The following is an 18,984-nucleotide window of genomic DNA, read 5'->3' on the forward strand; positions in this document are numbered from 1 at the left end:
TTCCTCAATTAAACCAGGACGCCGGACTGGCGCAGGGCCTGTCGCAGCGGTTCGTGACAGGCTTCGCTGAGCCAGGTGAGCGGCAGACGGATACCGTCCGGCATCAGGCCCATCTCATGCAGCGCCCATTTCACGGGGATAGGGTTGGATTCGATAAACAGGGTTTTGTTGAGCGGTGCCAGTTGTTCGTGGATCGCCCGGGCCTTGACCGCATCACCGGCGATGGCGGCGGCACACAGCTCGCTCATGGCGCGCGGTGCAACGTTGGCAGTCACCGAGATGTTGCCTTTGCCGCCCAGCAGGATCAGCTCGACCGCCGTGGCGTCATCACCGGAGTACACCAGGAAGTCGCTGCTGACGCCGGCCAGGATGTCCTTGGCGCGCTGCAGGTCACCGGTGGCTTCCTTGATACCGATGATGTTCGGTACGGTGGACAGGCGGATCACGGTCTCGGCCTTCATGTCGCAGGCGGTGCGACCGGGTACGTTGTAGAGGATCTGCGGGATATCGACCGCTTCGGCAACGGCGCGGAAGTGCAGGTACAGGCCTTCCTGGGTCGGCTTGTTGTAGTACGGCGTCACCAGCAGGCAGGCATCGGCGCCGGCTTTCTTGGCGTTGCTGGTCAATTCGATCGCTTCGCGGGTCGAATTGGCGCCCGTGCCGGCGATGACAGCAATGCGCCCTGCAACGCGCTTGACCACGAACTCGATCACTTCGATGTGTTCTTCCACATCCAATGTGGCCGATTCACCTGTGGTGCCGACCGCCACGATGGCGTTGGTGCCCTCTTGCAGGTGGAAGTCCACCAGTTTGCCCAGGCTGTCCCAGTCGAGATTACCTTGTGCATCCATGGGTGTGACCAGTGCCACCATACTGCCCGCAATCATGCAACCGCTCCTGCCGGAAAAAGAGAGCGGTAATGGTACTGGCGCCAAGATGCTTGTACAAGCGAAGTACCGCCTGAGGATGCGTTCTGGATCAACTTAGTTCGCGGCAGCGCCATCATTCTGCCAAAGCGGGGTTTGATGAAGCTGATTACGTAATGAAAACGCCACCTCCTAGCCCTTGGCGATGGTTTTCGCTACCCTTCATCCTTTGATTGATACCGCTTGCATCGTATCGACCGCTCATCGCTTTAGGAAGGCTGCATGTCCACCCCCACAGTCCGCGAACAATTCCTTGTCATCAGTGCCCTCGGCGCCAACCCCATGGAGCTGACTAACGTCCTGTGCCGCGCCAGCCATGAAAACCGCTGCGCCGTCGTGACCTCCCGCCTGACCCGCCATGGCGAGTGCAGTGCGCTGGTCCTGCAGATTTCCGGGACCTGGGATGCCCTGGCCCGCCTTGAAACCGGTTTACCGGGTTTGGCGAAGAAGCATGACTTCACGGTCAACGTGGTGCGCAGCGCCGCCCTGGAAAACCGTCCACAGGCCCTGCCCTACGTGGCCTATGTCAGTTCGGCCTACCGCTCGGACATCGTCAACGAGCTGTGCCAGTTCTTTATCGACCACAACGTCGAGCTGGAAAACCTGACCTGCGACACCTATCAGGCTCCGCAGACCGGCGGCACCATGCTCAACGCGACCTTTACCGTGACCTTGCCGGCCGGCGTGCAGATCAGTTGGCTGCGCGACCAGTTCCTGGATTTCGCCGATGCCCTGAACCTCGACGCACTGATCGAGCCTTGGCGCCCACAGAACCCTATGTAAGGAAGTCTTCATGTCTGTAGTGATCGACCAACCGGTAGCCGACTTCGAAGCCCAGGCCACCAGCGGGCAAACCTTCAGCCTCGCCGGGCTCAAGGGCAAGCAAGTGGTGATCTACTTCTACCCGAAAGACAGCACCCCGGGCTGCACCACTGAAGGCCAGGGCTTCCGTGACCAGCATGCTGCGTTCAAGGCGGCCAACACCGAGGTGTTTGGCGTGTCCCGGGACAGCGTGAAGTCCCACGAGAACTTCAAGGCAAAGCAGGAATTCCCCTTTGAGCTGATCAGCGACAAGGACGAAGCGGTTTGCCAGCTGTTTGATGTGATCAAGCTGAAGAAGCTGTATGGCAAGGAATACCTGGGTGTTGATCGCAGCACCTTCCTGATCGACAAGAATGGCGTACTGCGTCAGGAATGGCGCGGTGTGAAAGTGCCAGGCCATGTGGATGCAGTGCTCGAAGCGGCGCAGGCGCTGAACCAGGCTTGATTCACCTGCTGGCTTTGAAATAGCTATCGCAGCCAAGCCAGCTCCCACCTGTGATCATTGTTCGACAGGACAACTCAGTCAATGTGGGAGCCGGGCTTGCCCGCGATGAGGCCCTGCACCGGCACCACAAATATCAGAGTAACGGCGCCACCACCGGCTCCTGCCGAGGCCAGGCATCCAGCACTGCCTTGAACAGCGTCGCCAGGGGAATCGCAAAGAACACCCCCCAGAAGCCCCACAACCCGCCAAACAACAACACCGCACAGATGATCGCCACCGGATGCAGGTTCACCGCCTCGGAGAACAGCAGCGGCACCAGCACGTTGCCGTCCAGCACCTGGATGATGCCGTACACCGCCATCAGGTAGATGAACTGATCACTCCAGCCCCACTGGAACAGCGCGATCAACATCACCGGCACCGTCACCACCACCGCGCCAACGTATGGCACCACCACCGAAACACCCACCAGCAGCGCCAACAGGGCAGCGTAGTTAAGCCCCAGCGCGACAAAACCGATGTAAGTGACGCCACCGCAGATAAAAATCTCGATAACCTTGCCGCGGATGTAGTTGGCAATCTGCCGGTTCATTTCCTCGGCGACCCGAGTAATCAGCGCACGCTCACGGGGCAGATAGCCACGCACCCAGCGACCGATCATCTCGCGGTCCTTGAGGAAGAAAAACACCAGGATCGGCACCAGTACCAGGTAGATCATGATGTTGACCAGCAGCGGCAAGCTCGAAAGGGAAAAGGTCAGCGCCCATTGTCCGAACTTTCCGATTTCGCCGCGAGCCACCTCAATGGCCTGCAGGACCTGCTCGTCCGACACCAGGTGCGGATAGCGCTCAGGCAACAGCAGCAGCAATGACTGCCACTTGGCGAGCATGCCCGGTAGCTCGTTGAACAAGGTGATCAACTGGTGCCACAGCAAAGGCACCACGATCACGATAAATACCAGCAACAGCCCCATGAACAAGGCAAACACTAGACCCACCGCTGCCCCACCCGGCAAGCGCAGACGCTCCAGGATGGAGACCAGGCCTTGCATCAGGTACGCCAGAACCATCCCCGCCAGTACCGGCGCCAGCATGCCGCCCAAAGTGAGCACGGCCGTAAAGGCAAGAAACAGCAGGACGGCCAGCACCACGGCTTCTTCGTCGGAGAAGTAGCGCTGAATCCAGTCACGTAACACTTTGAACATCAATAAACCTCAGGCGATAAGGACAGCATATTCAAGCGATTCAGGCCTTGCGCAACCAGTAACGATAGACGCCCGCTTCGTCTTCTTCATGCAGCAGGGTGTGGCCGGCCAGCTTGGCAAACGTACGAAAGTCCCGCTGGGAGCCAGCGTCCGTGGCGATCACCTTGAGCACCGCGCCGCTGGCCAGCCGATTGAGCTCCAGCTTGGCCTTGAGCAACGGCAGCGGGCAGTTAAGGCCACTGGCATCCAGTTCGGCATCGAAGGCTACAGCGTCGGTCATGGTCTAACTCCGGGTGGGCGTCGAGGGCGCTTAGAATATCTGGTCCGAAGCTCAGTGTCCGGCTACAGTAAGCTCTTTGTCGAAAGGCTTTGTGCATGACTTTTTTGCGCCCTACCCTGCTGACGCTGGCTTGCCTGCTTGCCTCTCCAGGCTTCGCCGACGACCTGCCGTCACTTGGCGACGCCAGTTCTGCCATTGTCTCGCCAAAACAGGAATACGATCTGGGTCGGGCATGGCTGGCCTACCTGCGTGGCCAGGTCTCGCAACTCAACGACCCGCAGCTCAAGGATTACGTCGAATCCAGCGTTTATAAGCTGGTGGAAACCAGCCAGGTCAATGACCGGCGCCTGGAATTCATTCTGATCAACAGCCCGCAGTTGAACGCCTTTGCCGCACCGGGCGGCATCGTCGGGGTCAACGGCGGCCTGTTCCTCAACGCCCAGACCGAAGGCGAATATGCCTCGGTACTGGCCCACGAATTGGCTCACTTGTCCCAACGTCACTTCGCACGAGGCGTGGAAGCACAGCAGCGCATGCAGATCCCGATGATGGCTGCGCTGCTCGGCGGCATCATCGCTGCCGCCGCTGGCGCAGGCGATGCGGGCATTGCCGCGATCGCCGGCAGCCAGGCCGCCGCGATCCAGGAGCAACGGCGCTTTTCCCGGCAAAACGAGCAAGAGGCTGACCGCATCGGCATTCTCAACCTGGAGAAAGCCGGCTACGACCCACGGTCCATGCCAACCATGTTCGAGCGCTTGATGCGCCAGTACCGTTTCGATGCCAAGCCGCCTGAATTCCTGCTGACTCACCCGGTAACCGAATCGCGGATCGCCGACACCCGCAACCGTGCGGAGCAAGCCAAGCTGGGTGGCATTGAGGACAGCCTGCGCTATCAACTGATCCGTGCTCGAGTGCAACTGTATTACGAAGACACCCCGGGGCTGGCCGCCAAACGTTTCCAGGCCCAGCTGGATGAAAATCCGAAGAACGATATCGCGCGTTATGGCCTCACCATCGCTCAGATCAAGGGTGCCCAGTTCAACCTGGCCCGGGAAAACCTCAAGCCGCTGCTGGCCAAGGCGCCCAACGACATCACCTACAACCTGGCGCAGATCGAGCTGGACATGACCAACAATCGCCTGCCGGATGCCCAACAGCGTACGGACCGAATGTTGACGCAATATCCAGGCAACTATCCGCTGAACCAGGTTCGTGTGGATCTGCTGCTCAAGCAGAACCGCAACGCTGACGCGGAAAAAGCCCTGGAAGGATTGTTGAAGTCTCGCCCAGACGATCCGGACGTCTGGTACCAGGTTGCGGAAACACGTGGCTTGTCGGGCAATATCATCGGCCTGCATCAGGCCCGGGCCGAGTACTTCGCGCTAGTGGGAGATTTCAAGCAGGCCATCCAGCAATTGGATTTCGCCAAGCGTCGCGCCGGCAGCAACTTCCCGCTTTCGTCACGTATCGACGCACGCCAGCGTGAACTGATCGACCAGGAACGCATGATCAAAGACATGATGGGCTAAACCTTTCAGCCACAAAAAAGCCCCGCTCTCGAACATCGAGAGCGGGGCTTTTTATTGGACTAGCGGATTACTCGGCCAGTTTGAAGGTAATGAAGCTGGCACGCCCCTGACGCAGGACGCGCATCGACACCGAACGGTTCTTCGGCAGCGCCTTGGCGATGTCGGTGAACTCTTTGGTGGAGTTGATAGCCTGGTTGTTCAGGTGGGTGATGACATCACCTGGTTGCAGGCCGATCAGGGAGGCAGGACCGTCCTGGACTTCCTTGATCACTACACCGCTCTTGAGGTCGAAGCTCTTTTTCTGTTCGTCGGTCAACTCGACTACAGCAATGCCCAGGCGATTGCTGCTGCGCTCGGCACCTGGCTTGCTGTTGCCCAGCGCATCCAGCGCCGCGCCTTCTTCCGGGATCGCACCGACGGTCAGTTCGACGTTCTGGCGCTTGCCGTCACGAATCACTTCCAGCTTGGCCTTGCTGCCGGCCTTGAGCGCGCCCACCAGGTGTGGCAAGTCCGCAGACATGACGATCGGCTGGCCGTTCATGCTCAGGATCACGTCACCGACTTGCAGGCCACCTTTGGCAGCAGGGCCATCGTCCTGGATCTGCGCGACCAGGGCACCGGCCGGCTTGTCGAGACCGAAGGATTCAGCCAGGTCCTTGTTCACTTCCTGGATCACCACCCCCAGCCAGCCGCGGCTGACTTTGCCACCGGTTTTCAGCTGGTTCGAAACGTCCATGGCCACGTCGATCGGAATCGCGAACGAAACGCCCATGAAACCACCGGAGCGGGTGTAGATCTGCGAGTTGATGCCAACGACTTCACCCGCCAGGTTGAACAACGGACCGCCGGAGTTGCCCGGGTTGATCGGCACGTCGGTCTGGATGAACGGCACGTAGTTTTCGTTCGGCAGGCTGCGACCGATGGCGCTGACGATACCCTGGGTCACAGTATGGTCAAAACCAAACGGCGAACCGATGGCGACGACCCATTGGCCGGCTTTCAGGTCCTGGGATTTGCCCAGTTTCAGCACCGGCAGGTCCTTGCCTTCGATTTTCAGCAGGGCAACGTCGGAACGTGGGTCGGTGCCCACCAGCTTGGCTTTCAGCTCACTGCGGTCCGCCAGGCGCACCAGGATCTCGTCGGCGTCGGCAATCACGTGGTTGTTGGTGAGGATGTAGCCGTCAGGCGAGATGATGAAGCCCGAGCCCAGGGACTGGGCCTCACGCTGGCCGCCACCACCGCCACGCGGCGTGCGCGGCTGGGGCATGCCGCGTTCGAAGAACTCCCGCAGCATCGGCGGCAGGCCTTCCAGGTCGGGCATCTGCTGGTTGGAGACCTTACGATCCGGCAGCTTCTGCGTAGTACTGATGTTCACCACGGCAGGCGACGCCTGCTCCACCAGTTGGGTGAAGTCAGGCAGCTCGGCCGCTTGCGCGGTAACCGCCTGACCCAGCACCAGCACCGTGGCGACTATGGATAGGTAAGACTTCAAACGTGGTATCGACATACAGCTCCCGTTACGACGAGCAGGGTTGAGCGACAGGGTTCAATAAACGCCGAAAACTGCGACCGACATTTTTGTTCCGCGAACAAAACAAGGCCAGGGCCGTTAAGCCCTGACCTATAAAAAACATAGGGGATATTAGCAAGTGAAAAAAATGATCCAGACATTTCATGCTCTCGGCAGAGGCAGGCATCGACTATCTCCTGCGCAACATTGAAATATCAGGATGAACATAGGATTAACAACTCAAGGCTTGGCGGGCACGGTGCCACTGCGTAGTGACAGCGCAATTCGCTCGGCGGTGCCAATCGGGATCTCGCCGACGACGGTCACCATCACCTCGCCTTCCAGGGTATTCAACCGCCGTGAAACGGCGACTGTCGGGCCCAACTGGGTGCGGGTCTCGTTTACGGTCGCACCGTTAAGCGGCTCCAGGAATACCGAAAAACGCGCCAGACCATCGTCATACATCAGACTGCTGACGGTTACCTTGGTGTGGGAGTCTTTATGGGCACTGCTGTTGACCAGCTGAAAGCCTGGTGGCAACCAGTCGAGGCGCCAATCCTGAGGGATCTCGACCTCCGGGGCCTTGGCGTTGGTCACCGCCACCGGCGTGCATTCGCCACTGGGCTGCAAATCACGATCGTCAGGCACCGATGTATTGAGCTGGGTGAACTGGAAACGCTCCAGCAACTGGCCCTGGTCGTTAAGCAACAATGACTTCAATGGCAGCGCAGTTTCACGATCCAGATGCAGCTCAAAACCATAACGGTATTGATCGCGGGGGGTCACGGAGACGATCACCGCATTCCGACCGGCCACGCGCGATTTGCCGATGACGGCAAGATCGTAGAACGCTTTGAGTTTTTGCGGATCAAGGGTACGCGCAGAGGTATTGGGGGAGCCCCCAAGCCCGGCAACCAGCGTGCCGCTCACGCATTGGGTACGGCCATCGACGCGCAGGACTTCCTGGGCAGAACCATCGAGCTGCAAAAGCCGCTCACGGACCTGACCATTCTGGACACGATGCCAGATGTCATGGGTAGAAAAACTACCGTTACGCTCGTAGATGAAGGTGCCCTGAAAGCTTTGCTGCTGCTCCGCCCGCCCAAGACGCGTCAGCCAGTCTTGGGCTTCATCGGCATGGGCGGGGACTGCAAACCAGCCACTGAGCAAAAGCGCAAGGAGCGGTATGGCGCGCATAAAGCTCCTTGGCGGACTAGCGGTTTTCCAGGCTTGCAGCGCGAGCGTAAGGCAGAGCGCTTTCAGTGCCTTTCAAGGCCGATTCCTGTGCGTGTTGGCGCAGGTAGCCTGGAAGACGCTGATCCTGCCAGCCGGATTGCCCTTGAAGTACACCGTTGGCCATAGGCCCGGTGGTATCGGAGCTTTCCTTGTAGCCGGCCAGTACGGCTGGACCCTTAACCTGCGGGCCGGCCATGACCGGTTGCTGGGTCTGCTGGGCCAGTTCGGCACCGGCGATTTCGTCCTGGTTGTACAGGCGAACACCTGCCAATACAGCGACGGTCACCGAAGCAGCGACTGCCAGACGGCCCAGGCTACGCCAAGGACCGCGAGCAGCTTTTGCCGGAACGGCTTCATCAGCCAGTGCAGCAGAAACGGCCGCAGCAATATCCAGACGAGGGATTAGAAGATCCTTGTGCATCACCGCCCGAGCGACTTGGTAACGAGACCAGGTATCACGGGTTTCGGCATCATCAAATGCATTAAGCACTCGACGAAGTTCCAGTTCATCCGCTTCGTTATCCATCACTGCGGACAGCGATTCCTGCAGGGCATCACGACTCATGGCGGTTCCTCTCTTGGCTGTCGCCGCTGTCTCAGTTTTCCTGCAACAACGGCTGCAGGGCTTTATCGATGGCTTCCCGAGCCCGGAAGATCCGGGAGCGTACGGTACCCACCGGACATTGCATGACGCTCGCAATGTCTTCGTAACTCAGACCATCGAATTCACGTAAAGTTAACGCCGTACGCAAATCTTCTGGCAGTTGTTGAATAGTGCGATGGACGGTTCCTTCGATCTCGTCGCGCAGCAATGCACGCTCCGGCGACTCGAGATCCTTGAGGCCGTGATCACCATCATAAAATTCAGCATCTTCCGAACTAACATCACTATCCGGCGGGCGGCGACCGCGAGAAACCAGATAGTTCTTCGCCGTGTTAATGGCGATGCGATACAGCCACGTGTAAAACGCACTGTCACCGCGGAAATTACCGAGTGCACGGTACGCCTTGATAAAGGCTTCCTGTGCAACGTCCTGCGCTTCATGGGTGTCGTGCACAAACCGCACGATCAACCCGAGAATTTTGTGCTGGTATTTCAGCACTAGCAGATCAAATGCCCGCTTGTCGCCGCGTTGAACGCGCTCGACCAGCTGCTGATCCTCTTCCTGGGTTAGCATGAACACTCCTCGTTGTACTTGAAGGAGGCTTGCATAACTAATCGATCAGGCTTGCAAACATAGACTCGGACTTTTCGCAAAAGTTCTCCCCCTCCAAGCAAGTTTCCGGCGCGCACTGATTTGGCACACACGAAAAACGCAGCGCGGGCAATGCCGGCTGCGCGAATAATCTGTCGCCAGTTTCCTGACGCGCCTGACACAGACGCGGCTCAGCAAATCCAGCGTGTTCCCAGCTTTCGGGCATCCTGCTATTGAGTCGGGGCCTATGCAAAAAGTTCCCATCCCAATCGCTGTCCGTTTCATGAAAGCCGTGCAGTTCGTTGCCCGTAGTCTCACAATGCCACGAATGCCCGGCTATTGTGCCGCTCCCCCCCTCTATATACTAGTGGGCCGTGTCACCCTTTGATTCGCCGATCCAGGCGTCCTGTTTGCGCCCCCTACGGATCGCTTTTTGCGGAATCCTTCAAATGAGCCAACAGTTTCAACACGATGTCCTGGTGATTGGCAGCGGCGCCGCGGGCTTGAGCCTTGCACTGACCCTGCCGGGCCACCTGCGCATAGCCGTACTGAGCAAGGGCGACCTCGCCAATGGCTCGACGTTCTGGGCCCAGGGCGGTGTCGCCGCGGTGCTCGATGACACCGACACGGTGCAATCCCACGTCGAAGACACCCTGAATGCCGGCGGCGGCCTGTGCAATGAAGAAGCGGTGCGCTTCACCGTCGAGCATAGCCGCGAAGCCATCCAGTGGCTGATCGACCAGGGCGTGCCCTTCACCCGCGACGAACATTCCGGCACCGACGACGGCGGCTTCGAGTTCCACCTGACCCGCGAAGGCGGCCACAGCCATCGGCGGATCATCCATGCCGCCGACGCCACCGGCGCCGCGATCTTCAAGACCCTGCTCGCCCAGGCCCGGCAACGCCCCAACATCGAACTGCTGGAACAGCGGGTCGCCGTCGACCTGATCACCGAAAAGCGCCTTGGCCTGCCGGGCGAACGCTGCCTCGGCGCCTACGTGCTCAACCGGGCCAGCGGCGAAGTCGACACCTACGGCGCGCGCTTCACCATTCTCGCCTCGGGCGGCGCAGCGAAGGTCTACCTCTATACCAGCAACCCCGACGGCGCCTGCGGTGACGGCATTGCCATGGCCTGGCGTTCGGGCTGCCGGGTGGCGAACCTGGAATTCAACCAGTTCCACCCCACTTGCCTGTATCACCCGCAGGCCAAGAGCTTCCTGATCACCGAAGCCCTGCGCGGCGAAGGCGCACACCTGAAGCTGCCCAACGGCGAACGTTTCATGCAGCGCTTCGACCCACGAGCAGAACTGGCCCCGCGGGACATCGTCGCCCGGGCCATTGACCATGAAATGAAGCGCCTGGGCATCGACTGCGTCTACCTGGACATCAGCCACAAGCCCGAAGCCTTCATCAAGACCCATTTCCCGACGGTCTACGAGCGCTGCCTGGCGTTCAACATCGACATCACCAAGGGCCCGATCCCGGTTGTCCCGGCGGCGCACTACACCTGCGGCGGCGTAATGGTCGACCAGAACGGCCGCACCGACGTGCCCGGCCTGTACGCCATTGGCGAAACCAGCTTCACCGGCCTGCACGGCGCCAACCGCATGGCCAGCAATTCGTTGCTGGAGTGTTTCGTGTACGCCCGCTCCGCCGCCGCCGACATCCTTGAACAGCTGCCGCGCATTCCGGTGCCGGCCGCCCTGCCCCGCTGGGACGCCAGCCAGGTGACCGATTCCGACGAAGACGTGATCATCGCCCACAACTGGGACGAGTTGCGGCGCTTCATGTGGGACTACGTGGGCATCGTGCGCACCAACAAGCGCCTGGCGCGGGCGCAGCACCGGGTTCGACTGTTGCTGGATGAGATCGACGAGTTCTACAGCAACTATAAAGTCAGCCGCGACCTGATCGAGCTGCGCAACCTGGCCCAGGTGGCGGAACTGATGATCCGCTCGGCCATGGAGCGCAAGGAAAGCCGGGGATTGCATTACACCCTCGACTACCCGCAAATGCTGCCCGAAGCGCGCGACACTATTCTGGTGCCAACCACCTACGGCGGCTGAACTTCAAGCGCACCCGCAGGCGCCGATGCACATCGGTAGCCTGCGAATCCCGTGGCACGCAGATCGAACGCACTCGCCAGTCACCCTGCACCCGAAAGCGCAGCAACACGATCAACGGCAACGCCAGGCTGTCGGGGCGCAGTTGCACGCTGTGCCAGCCACGCGCGGCGCTCCACAACTGCCAGCCATCCTCGTCGCGGCGCAGGCCACGGATCGACGAACGGTGAGTCAGCAGGATATGACGCGGCAATACCCAACCGGCATGGGCCAGGCACAACAAGGCGCCAAAGGCTCCGAACCACGGGGACACATCGAGAAACCACAGCGCACCCAGTGCGAACGCCTGGGCGAAAAGATAAGCCGCCAGCAACTGCCCGGAGGCGTGCCAGCGGCATTCGAACGTATTACTTGGGCTGGACACGATCCAGAATCATCCGAACCATGCGCTGCAGCTCCGGGTCTTCCGATTCGGCGCGTTCCATGAACCAGCCGAACATGTCCTGATCCTCGCATTCCAGCAGCTTGCGGTAGCAGTCGCGGTCGACGTCGTTGAGGTGCGGATAGACCTCCCTGACGAACGGTACCAGCAACACGTCCAGTTCAAGCATGCCGCGGCGGCTGTGCCAGTAGAGGCGATTGAGTTCTACATCTTCGACCATGGAGCGCTCCTCAAATAGAGCGCAAGTATACAGGCCGAAGCTGCCTGGAACAGTCGGCTTTGGTCGGCCATACGGAAACTATCCATTTGCCGGGCGCCCCTCTATGATGCACTCATGACTTTTTAACCTGCGATGACCCATGGCTGACTCTGCTTTTTTCTGCCCCCTGTCCCACGAAGGCGTTCTCGCCGTCCGCGGTTCCGACGCTGCCAAGTTCCTCCAGGGACAACTGACCTGCAACCTTAACTACCTGAGTGACACCCAGGCCAGCCTGGGCGCGCGCTGCACCCAGAAAGGGCGCATGCAGTCGAGCTTCCGCATCCTGCTGCAAGGCGATGGCGTGTTGCTGGCCATGGCCACCGAACTGCTGGAGCCACAACTGGCGGACCTGAAAAAGTACGCCGTGTTCTCCAAATCCAAACTCACCGACGAAAGCGCTGCCTGGGCGCGTTTCGGTGTGTCGGATGCCGATCAGGTACTGGCCGGCCTCGGCCTCCAACTACCCGCCGAGACCGACAGCGTGGTGCGCAGCGACGACCTGATCGCCATCCGCGTATCGCCGGGCCGTGCCGAACTCTGGGCCCCCGCCGCCCAAGCTCAAACCCTGCACAGCCAACTCGCCGCACAATTGAACGAAGGTGAACTGAACCAATGGCTGCTGGGCCAGATCCGTGCCGGTATCGGCCAGGTCATGCCCCAGACCCGCGAACTGTTCATCCCGCAGATGCTCAACCTGCAAGCCGTCGGCGGCGTCAGCTTCAAGAAAGGCTGCTACACCGGCCAGGAAATCGTCGCGCGCATGCAGTATTTGGGCAAACTCAAGCGTCGCCTGTATCGCCTGAGCCTGAGTGCCGGCGAGCTGCCTGAGCCCGGCACCCCACTGTTTTCCCCGAATCACAACAGCGCCATCGGCGAGGTGGTGCTTGCCGCCCGTGCCGATCAGGCGATTGAACTTCTAGCGGTGCTGCAAGCCGAAGCAGCAGAGAGTGGCGATGTGCATGTAGGCACGCTGGAAGGCCCCGGCCTTCAGCTGCTCGACCTGCCCTACCAGCTGGACCGTGATCGCGAGATCCAGCGCTGATCGTCGTACCTTTTTGCTACACCCTAGAGATCTTGAATGAACAAGCTGGCGGAAAAAGTCCAACAGGCGTTGGTTGTGGCCATCGATAACGATGACCTGGTTCTGCCAACGCTGCCGGAAGTGGCCCTGAACATTCGCCAGGCCGCCGAAGACCCGGACATCAGCATCAGCCACCTGAGCAAAGTGATCGGCCGTGACACTGCCTTGTCGGCACGGCTGATCAAAGTGGTCAACAGCCCGCTGTTGCGCGCGACCCAGGAAGTCACCGACCTGCACACCGCCATCACCCGCCTGGGCACCAACTACAGCAGCAACCTGGCGATCGGCCTGGTGATGGAACAGATCTTCCACGCCCGTTCCGAAGTGGTCGAACAGAAGATGCGCGATGTCTGGCGGCGCAGCCTGGAAGTGGCCGGCGTGAGCTATGCGTTGTGCCGCAACCACAGCCAGTTGAAGCCTGACCAGGCGGCGCTGGGTGGGCTGGTGCACCAGATTGGCGTGCTGCCGATCCTGACCTTCGCCGAAGATCACTATGAGCTGCTGTCCGATCCGGTCAGCCTCGATCACGTGATTGAAAGCATCCACCCGTTGCTGGGGGACAAGCTGCTGCGGCGCTGGGACTTCCCGGAAATGCTGGTGAACCTGCCGGCGCAGTACATGAACCTTGAGCGCGACTCCGAGCGCCTGGACTATATCGACCTGGTGCAGGTCGCCGTGTTGTATTGCCACCGCGACACTGACCACCCGCTGGCCAGCGTGCCGATATTGACGGTACCTGCGATCAAGAAGCTGCGACTCGACCCCTACAGCGACACCTTGCGCGCCGAGCTGGATGAAGCACGGTCGATGTTCTACTGATTACCCCGCGATAAAACTGACCCGCACTTTCAACCCAGCCAACTCTCCGTCATGCAAGCTGATCTGCGCCAGGTGTGCCCGGCAGATCTCGCCAACAATCGCCAACCCCAAGCCCGCCCCCAAGCCCTGCTGGCTGCGCCGATAGAAGCGCTCGAACACTCGGTCCCGCTCATCCAGCGGGATGCCCGGGCCGTCATCTTCCACCTCAAGTACCGCCGGCGCCGTGACCCGCAAGATCACGTTGCCGCCCGGGGGCGTGTGGGCCAGGGCGTTGTCCACCAGGTTGCTCAACAACTCGTTCAACAAGGTGGGCTCGCCCCGCAGCCACACCGGTTCATCCGCCTCCAGCGCCAGGGCCACGCCACGCGCATGGGCCAGCGGCGCCATGGCCATGCCCAGCTCGCGAGCCAACTGGCTCAGGTCCAGCAACTGGGCCCCGCCTTCGGCAATCGCCCGGGCGCCGTTTTCGATGCGCGCCAGCGAGAGCAATTGATTGGCCAGGTGAGTCAGGCGATCAGTGCCCTGGGCTGCGGTTTCCAGGGTGGTGCGCCAGGTAGCCGGATCTTCGGCACGCAGGCCAAGCTCCAAGCGTGCCTTGAGCGCTGCCAACGGAGTGCGCAGCTCATGGGCGGCATCGGCAATAAACTGTGCCTGGCGCTCGAACTGCCCGCGCAGGCGTTCGGTGAAATGGTTGAGCGCATGTACCAGCGGGCCCAATTCATGCTGCACCTCCACCAGCGGCAATGGCCGCAGGTCATCGGGCTGACGCTCTTCCACGGCCGTGCGCAAGCGCTCCAACGGCCGCAGCGCCGCACTCACGGCAAAGAACACCAACAACAATGCACCGATGGCCAGCATCCCCAGGCGCAGCAAGGTATCGGCCATCAGGCTGCGCGCCATCGCCACCCGCGCCTCGTCGGTTTCGGCCACGCGGATTTCCGCCATGCCGTTCATGTTCGGCTCGGAGACTGCCTTGAGCAGGCTGACCACTCTCACGTTCTGGCCCTGATACCTGGCGTTATAAAAGCGCGCCAGCGCCGGATAGTCATCGGTGCGTGGAGTGCCCGGCGGCGGGCCCGGCAGGTTTTCGTAGCCGGAAATCAGCTTCTGGTGAATATCGTTGACCTGGTAGTAGATTCGCCCGGCGCTGTCGTAGGCGAACGTATCCAGGGCGACGTAGGGCACATCGGCACTCAAGGTGCCGTCGCGGTGGGACAGGCCGGCCGCAATGGTCCGCGCCGAGGCCAACAGCGTGCGGTCGTAAGCCGTGTCCGCCGCCTCGCGCCCATTCCAGTAAGCGCTCAAGCCGCTGGCAATCATCAACACCACCAGCAACAGCGCCAGGTTCCACAGCAGGCGCCAGCGCAGGCTGCTGGGCTTATGCATCGCGGGCTTCCAGCAGGTACCCCAGGCCACGGAAAGTGACGATGGCCACAGGCTGGCCATCGAGTTTCTTGCGCAGGCGGTGCACGTAGATTTCGATGGCATCGGGGCTGGCCTCTTCATCCAGGCCAAACACCTGGGAAGCCAGTTGCTCCTTGCTCATGACCCGGCCCGGGCGCGCGATCAGCGCCTCAAGCACCGCCTGCTCGCGGGAGGTCAGGGTCAGCAGTTCACCACCCAGGGTGAAGCGCCGCGTATCCAGGTCGTAAATCAGCACGCCACACGCCTGTTGCCGCTCACCGCCCAGCACGCTACGGCGCAGCAGCGCCTTGACCCGGGCTTCCAGCTCCGTCAGTTCGAACGGCTTGGCCAGGTAGTCATCCGCGCCCAGGTTGAGGCCATGCACGCGGTCCTTCACATCGCTGCGTGCGGTCAACATCAACACCGGCAGATTTTTTCCACGGGCCCGCAGGCGCGCCAACACTTCAAAACCGTCCATGCGCGGCAGGCCCACATCGAGAATCGCCACCGCGTATTCCTCGCTGCTCAAGGCCAGGTCCGCCGCCACTCCGTCGTGCAACACGTCGACGGTCAAACCCGTGCTCTTGAGCGCCTGGGCGACACTTTCGGCTAGCTGCAGATGGTCTTCGACCAGAAGGACACGCATGGGTTTTTACCTCGTTCGGGGGTGGTCGGCGCCACGCTTTGCCGGGGAGTTTACAGGCGCGGCCTGCGCTGTGAAGCCCGAAAACATTGAAAGGCGACTGAAAGGTTAGTGAAAGCTTCGCCCTTTAGCATCCAGCCACGGTGGGTTTCGCCTGCCGAGCTATTTCACCCATAGCGCCCGAAAAACGCCTCGAAGCGTTTTCGCCAAAATAAGAACAATAACGGAGTACACCCACGATGCTGCGCACACAGCCGCCTGCTCGTTCTTCTCGTATCACCCAGACCGCCCTTGCCAGTGCCGCCGCCCTCGCCGGCTTTTCGCCCGCAGGCCAGGCCGCCTTTTTCGAGGACAGCACCGCCACCCTCGAAACCCGCAACATGTACTTCAACCGCGACTTTCGCGACGGCACCAGCGCACAACAATCCAAGCGCGACGAGTGGGCCCAGGGCTTCATGCTCAACCTGCAGTCGGGCTATACCGACGGTACCGTCGGCTTCGGCGTGGATGCGCTGGGCATGCTCGGGGTCAAGCTCGACTCCAGCCCCGACCGCACCGGCACCGGGCTGTTGCCGACCCACGACGACGGCCGCGCCGCCAACGAATATTCCAAACTCGGCCTGACCGGCAAAGTGAAGATCTCCGCCACCGAGCTGAAGATCGGCGCGCTGATCCCCGAATTGCCGATCCTCAAGCCCAACGACGGGCGCATCCTGCCGCAGACGTTTGAAGGCGGCCTGCTCAGTTCCAGGGAATTCAAGAACCTGGTGTTCACCGGCGGCCGCCTGAACAAGGCCAAGGACCGCGACGACACCAACTACGAAGACATCGGCCTCAACAACAAAAACAGCCGCTTCCTCAGCGGCGCCACCGGCAAGCATTTCGACTTCGGCGGCGTGGACTACAAGTTCGCCGACAAGATCACCGGTAGCTACCACTTCGCCCAACTCGACGACGTGTACCGCCAGCATTTCCTCGGCCTCGTGGCCTCGCGCCCGATGGGCCCCGGCACCTTCGGCGCCGACCTGCGCCTGGCCGTCAGTGACGACACCGGCGCGGCGCGCGGCGGCAAGATCGACAACACCTCCCTCAACGGCCTCTTCAGCTATGCCCTCAATGGCCATAAGCTCAGCGCCGGTTACCAGCACATGTCCGGCGACAGCGCCTTTCCCTACGTGGACGGTAGCGATCCTTACCTTGTCAACTTCGTGCAGATCAACGACTTTGCCGGCGCCGAAGAACGCTCCTGGCAGGCCCGCTACGACTACGACTTCGCCAAGCTGGGGATTCCCGGCCTGAGTTTCATGAGCCGTTACCTGTCGGGTGACAACATCAAGCTCAAGAACGGCGAGACCGGCAAGGAGTGGGAACGCAACAGCGAGATCCGCTACGTGGTGCAAAGCGGCACGTTCAAGGACGTGGCCGTGCGTCTGCGCAATGCCACCTACCGTTCCAACTATTCGGCCCGTGATGCGGATGAAGTGCGCCTGCTGGTGAGCTACAGCGTCGCACTCTGGTAACAGCAACCTCATAACAACAATGATGGAGATGAACATGACCCTTTCACTGCGTAAATTTGCCCTGACGGCCAGCTGCATGCTGTTCGCCAGCCAACTGCTGGCCGCCGAGCCCAAGCGCCCGGAGTGCATCGCCCCGGCGTCCCCTGGCGGTGGTTTCGACCTGACCTGCAAACTGGCGCAGAGCGCGCTGGTCAACGAGAAACTGTTGAGCAAGCCGATGCGCGTGACCTACATGCCCGGCGGCGTGGGCGCGGTGGCCTACAACGCCGTCGTGGCGCAGCGTCCGGCCGACGCTGGCACGCTGGTGGCGTGGTCCAGCGGCTCGCTGTTGAACCTGGCCCAGGGCAAATTTGGCCGCTTCGATGAAAGCGCCGTGCGCTGGCTCGCGGCCGTCGGCACCAGCTACGGCGCCATCGCGGTGAAAAACGATTCGCCCTACAAAAACCTCGACGATCTGGTCAAGGCCCTGAAGAAAGATCCGGGCAGCGTGGTCATCGGTTCCGGCGGCACCGTCGGCAGCCAGGACTGGATGCAAACCGCCCTGATCGCCAAGGCCGCCGGCATCAACCCGCGTGACCTGCGTTACGTGGCACTGGAAGGCGGCGGCGAGATCGCCACCGCCCTGCTCGGCGGCCATATCCAGGTAGGCAGTACCGACATCTCCGACTCCATGCCGCACATCCTCAGTGGTGACATGCGCCTGCTGGCGGTGTTCTCCGACGAACGCCTGGACGAGCCGGAAATGAAGAACATCCCGACCGCCAAGGAACAAGGCTACGACATCGTCTGGCCGGTGGTGCGTGGCTTCTACCTCGGGCCAAAAGTCAGCGACGAAGACTATGCCTGGTGGAAAGACGCCTTCGACAAACTGCTGGCTTCCGAAGAGTTCGCCAAGCTGCGTGACCAGCGCGAGCTGTTCCCGTTCGCCATGACCGGCCCGGAGCTGGACACCTACGTGAAGAAACAGGTGGCTGACTACAAAGTGCTGGCCAAAGAGTTCGGCCTGATCCAGTAATCGCCCCTCTGTGGGAGCGGGCTTGCTCGCGAAAAACTTCAACGATGACGCGTGCTGCCTGTATAAACGCGACGTCCTGGCGTTCTTCGTGAGCAAGCTCGCGCCTACAAGAGTCTCCAAGGAGTTTCCCATGCTCTTACAACGCATTTTCGCCTCAGTGATGTTGCTGGTCTGTGCCGGCCTCGCACTGATGGCCTGGCCATATCAGGCGTCGTTTTCCTACGAGCCGGTAGGGCCTCGGGCCTACCCGCTGCTGATGCTCGGGCTGATGGGCCTGGGCCTGATCTACATGCTGTTTCGTCCACAGCCCACCAAGCACACAGAAGAAGAGCCCGCGCTGGACCGCCAGACCCTGATCAAGATCGGCATCTGCGTCGGGTTGCTGCTGGTGTTTGCCGGCACCTTCGAACCCTTGGGTTTCATCCTCAGCAGCATGCTGATCGGCATTCCGATGGCGCGCCTGTATGGCGGCCGCTGGATGCCCAGCGTGGTGATCGTGACCTTGATGAGCATCGGTCTTTACCTGCTGTTCGACAAGGCCATGGATGTACCGCTGCCGCTCGGCCTGCTTGAAGTTCTGGAGAACTGAT

The 18,984-nt window shown here is 61.0% G+C and carries 20 protein-coding genes; 9 read left to right on the top strand and 11 right to left on the bottom strand.

All coding sequences use genetic code 11. The features are described 5' to 3' along the window. Positions 1–8: 8 nt before the first annotated feature. Positions 9–887 (bottom strand): 4-hydroxy-tetrahydrodipicolinate synthase, encoded by an 879-nt coding sequence (gene dapA, locus HX815_RS16035; RefSeq protein ID WP_003211981.1) that lies wholly within the window; start codon positions 885–887, stop codon positions 9–11. Positions 888–1,148: 261 nt separating this feature from the next. Here dapA and HX815_RS16040 point away from each other — a divergent pair, with 261 nt between their 5' ends. Both HX815_RS16040 and HX815_RS16045 read left to right on the top strand, forming a co-directional pair. Beyond that, positions 1,149–1,709 (top strand): glycine cleavage system protein R, encoded by a 561-nt coding sequence (locus HX815_RS16040; RefSeq protein ID WP_003172487.1) that lies wholly within the window; start codon positions 1,149–1,151, stop codon positions 1,707–1,709. 10 nt (positions 1,710–1,719) lie between these two features. Beyond that, positions 1,720–2,193 carry a peroxiredoxin gene (locus tag HX815_RS16045; RefSeq protein WP_003211984.1) on the top strand — a complete coding sequence of 158 codons (474 nt, stop codon included), beginning with the start codon at positions 1,720–1,722 and terminating at the stop codon, positions 2,191–2,193. Between the two features lie 133 nt (positions 2,194–2,326). On the opposite strand, the gene HX815_RS16050 is transcribed toward HX815_RS16045, so the two are convergent. Then, a complete protein-coding gene (locus HX815_RS16050; protein WP_003211986.1) occupies positions 2,327–3,397 on the bottom strand; it encodes an AI-2E family transporter in 1,071 nt (356 codons plus the stop codon). A gap of 40 nt (positions 3,398–3,437) precedes the next feature. Further along, positions 3,438–3,677, bottom strand: a complete 240-nt coding sequence (locus HX815_RS16055) for a sulfurtransferase TusA family protein (RefSeq protein WP_003211989.1) — start codon at positions 3,675–3,677, stop codon at positions 3,438–3,440. Between the two features lie 95 nt (positions 3,678–3,772). On the opposite strand from HX815_RS16055, the gene HX815_RS16060 reads away from it, so the two are divergent. Beyond that, the gene (locus HX815_RS16060; RefSeq protein ID WP_177028561.1) at positions 3,773–5,206 is read left to right on the top strand and encodes a M48 family metalloprotease; all 1,434 of its coding nucleotides are present in this window, start codon (positions 3,773–3,775) and stop codon (positions 5,204–5,206) included. 67 nt (positions 5,207–5,273) lie between these two features. On the opposite strand, the gene HX815_RS16065 is transcribed toward HX815_RS16060, so the two are convergent. The 4 genes from HX815_RS16065 to rpoE form a co-directional block, all read right to left on the bottom strand. After that, entirely contained in the window at positions 5,274–6,713 is a 1,440-nt protein-coding gene (locus HX815_RS16065) for a DegQ family serine endoprotease (protein WP_003211993.1), read from the bottom strand. Positions 6,714–6,956: 243 nt separating this feature from the next. Beyond that, a complete protein-coding gene (locus tag HX815_RS16070) occupies positions 6,957–7,913 on the bottom strand; it encodes a MucB/RseB C-terminal domain-containing protein (protein ID WP_003211995.1) in 957 nt (318 codons plus the stop codon). A 16-nt stretch (positions 7,914–7,929) separates the two neighbouring features. Then, on the bottom strand, positions 7,930–8,517 hold the full coding sequence (locus tag HX815_RS16075) for a sigma-E factor negative regulatory protein (RefSeq protein ID WP_003172479.1): 588 nt from the start codon (positions 8,515–8,517) through the stop codon (positions 7,930–7,932). Positions 8,518–8,548: 31 nt separating this feature from the next. After that, positions 8,549–9,130 (bottom strand): RNA polymerase sigma factor RpoE, encoded by a 582-nt coding sequence (rpoE, locus tag HX815_RS16080; protein ID WP_003172477.1) that lies wholly within the window; start codon positions 9,128–9,130, stop codon positions 8,549–8,551. A gap of 467 nt (positions 9,131–9,597) precedes the next feature. On the opposite strand from rpoE, the gene nadB reads away from it, so the two are divergent. Beyond that, on the top strand, positions 9,598–11,214 hold the full coding sequence (nadB, locus tag HX815_RS16085; RefSeq protein ID WP_003211997.1) for an L-aspartate oxidase: 1,617 nt from the start codon (positions 9,598–9,600) through the stop codon (positions 11,212–11,214). Here the strand turns inward: nadB and HX815_RS16090 are convergent. Then, on the bottom strand, positions 11,183–11,635 hold the full coding sequence (locus HX815_RS16090; protein ID WP_177028562.1) for a protein YgfX: 453 nt from the start codon (positions 11,633–11,635) through the stop codon (positions 11,183–11,185). The two genes, nadB and HX815_RS16090, sit on opposite strands and share 32 nt — an antisense overlap. Continuing rightward, positions 11,619–11,873 (bottom strand): succinate dehydrogenase assembly factor 2, encoded by a 255-nt coding sequence (locus HX815_RS16095; protein WP_003212000.1) that lies wholly within the window; start codon positions 11,871–11,873, stop codon positions 11,619–11,621. Before HX815_RS16095 ends, HX815_RS16090 begins: the two co-directional genes overlap by 17 nt. Before the next feature lie 139 nt (positions 11,874–12,012). On the opposite strand from HX815_RS16095, the gene HX815_RS16100 reads away from it, so the two are divergent. Together HX815_RS16100 and HX815_RS16105 are read left to right on the top strand one after the other, a co-directional pair. Beyond that, positions 12,013–12,954, top strand: a complete 942-nt coding sequence (locus tag HX815_RS16100; protein WP_177028563.1) for a folate-binding protein YgfZ — start codon at positions 12,013–12,015, stop codon at positions 12,952–12,954. A 36-nt stretch (positions 12,955–12,990) separates the two neighbouring features. Next, a complete protein-coding gene (locus HX815_RS16105; RefSeq protein ID WP_003212004.1) occupies positions 12,991–13,812 on the top strand; it encodes an HDOD domain-containing protein in 822 nt (273 codons plus the stop codon). Here HX815_RS16105 and HX815_RS16110 read toward each other — a convergent pair whose 3' ends face one another. Together HX815_RS16110 and HX815_RS16115 are read right to left on the bottom strand one after the other, a co-directional pair. Continuing rightward, complete coding sequence (locus tag HX815_RS16110; protein WP_003212006.1) at positions 13,813–15,198, bottom strand: sensor histidine kinase; 1,386 nt, start codon at positions 15,196–15,198, stop codon at positions 13,813–13,815. After that, a complete protein-coding gene (locus HX815_RS16115; protein WP_003212008.1) occupies positions 15,191–15,862 on the bottom strand; it encodes a response regulator in 672 nt (223 codons plus the stop codon). The genes HX815_RS16110 and HX815_RS16115 overlap by 8 nt, the downstream gene beginning before the upstream one ends. 236 nt (positions 15,863–16,098) lie before the next feature. Here HX815_RS16115 and HX815_RS16120 point away from each other — a divergent pair, with 236 nt between their 5' ends. From HX815_RS16120 to HX815_RS16130, 3 genes are all read left to right on the top strand, one after another. Then, on the top strand, positions 16,099–17,379 hold the full coding sequence (locus tag HX815_RS16120) for an OprD family porin (RefSeq protein WP_008437839.1): 1,281 nt from the start codon (positions 16,099–16,101) through the stop codon (positions 17,377–17,379). Positions 17,380–17,407: 28 nt separating this feature from the next. After that, positions 17,408–18,394, top strand: coding sequence for a tripartite tricarboxylate transporter substrate binding protein (locus HX815_RS16125; protein WP_166742143.1), 987 nt, complete (start codon positions 17,408–17,410; stop codon positions 18,392–18,394). A gap of 130 nt (positions 18,395–18,524) precedes the next feature. Next, a complete protein-coding gene (locus HX815_RS16130) occupies positions 18,525–18,983 on the top strand; it encodes a tripartite tricarboxylate transporter TctB family protein (protein ID WP_008437838.1) in 459 nt (152 codons plus the stop codon). Position 18,984 lies beyond the last annotated feature (1 nt).

The organism is Pseudomonas sp. E6002 (assembly GCF_013385565.1).
In the GTDB taxonomy this organism is placed as follows: domain Bacteria; phylum Pseudomonadota; class Gammaproteobacteria; order Pseudomonadales; family Pseudomonadaceae; genus Aquipseudomonas.

Coding starts and splice junctions, on each gene's coding strand:
- dapA (WP_003211981.1), bottom strand. CDS start 887: ATGATTGCGGGCAGTATGGTGGCACTGGTCACACCCATGGATGCACAA.
- HX815_RS16040 (WP_003172487.1), top strand. CDS start 1,149: ATGTCCACCCCCACAGTCCGCGAACAATTCCTTGTCATCAGTGCCCTC.
- HX815_RS16045 (WP_003211984.1), top strand. CDS start 1,720: ATGTCTGTAGTGATCGACCAACCGGTAGCCGACTTCGAAGCCCAGGCC.
- HX815_RS16050 (WP_003211986.1), bottom strand. CDS start 3,397: ATGTTCAAAGTGTTACGTGACTGGATTCAGCGCTACTTCTCCGACGAA.
- HX815_RS16055 (WP_003211989.1), bottom strand. CDS start 3,677: ATGACCGACGCTGTAGCCTTCGATGCCGAACTGGATGCCAGTGGCCTT.
- HX815_RS16060 (WP_177028561.1), top strand. CDS start 3,773: ATGACTTTTTTGCGCCCTACCCTGCTGACGCTGGCTTGCCTGCTTGCC.
- HX815_RS16065 (WP_003211993.1), bottom strand. CDS start 6,713: ATGTCGATACCACGTTTGAAGTCTTACCTATCCATAGTCGCCACGGTG.
- HX815_RS16070 (WP_003211995.1), bottom strand. CDS start 7,913: ATGCGCGCCATACCGCTCCTTGCGCTTTTGCTCAGTGGCTGGTTTGCA.
- HX815_RS16075 (WP_003172479.1), bottom strand. CDS start 8,517: ATGAGTCGTGATGCCCTGCAGGAATCGCTGTCCGCAGTGATGGATAAC.
- rpoE (WP_003172477.1), bottom strand. CDS start 9,130: ATGCTAACCCAGGAAGAGGATCAGCAGCTGGTCGAGCGCGTTCAACGC.
- nadB (WP_003211997.1), top strand. CDS start 9,598: ATGAGCCAACAGTTTCAACACGATGTCCTGGTGATTGGCAGCGGCGCC.
- HX815_RS16095 (WP_003212000.1), bottom strand. CDS start 11,873: ATGGTCGAAGATGTAGAACTCAATCGCCTCTACTGGCACAGCCGCCGC.
- HX815_RS16100 (WP_177028563.1), top strand. CDS start 12,013: ATGGCTGACTCTGCTTTTTTCTGCCCCCTGTCCCACGAAGGCGTTCTC.
- HX815_RS16105 (WP_003212004.1), top strand. CDS start 12,991: ATGAACAAGCTGGCGGAAAAAGTCCAACAGGCGTTGGTTGTGGCCATC.
- HX815_RS16110 (WP_003212006.1), bottom strand. CDS start 15,198: ATGCATAAGCCCAGCAGCCTGCGCTGGCGCCTGCTGTGGAACCTGGCG.
- HX815_RS16115 (WP_003212008.1), bottom strand. CDS start 15,862: ATGCGTGTCCTTCTGGTCGAAGACCATCTGCAGCTAGCCGAAAGTGTC.
- HX815_RS16120 (WP_008437839.1), top strand. CDS start 16,099: ATGCTGCGCACACAGCCGCCTGCTCGTTCTTCTCGTATCACCCAGACC.
- HX815_RS16125 (WP_166742143.1), top strand. CDS start 17,408: ATGAACATGACCCTTTCACTGCGTAAATTTGCCCTGACGGCCAGCTGC.
- HX815_RS16130 (WP_008437838.1), top strand. CDS start 18,525: ATGCTCTTACAACGCATTTTCGCCTCAGTGATGTTGCTGGTCTGTGCC.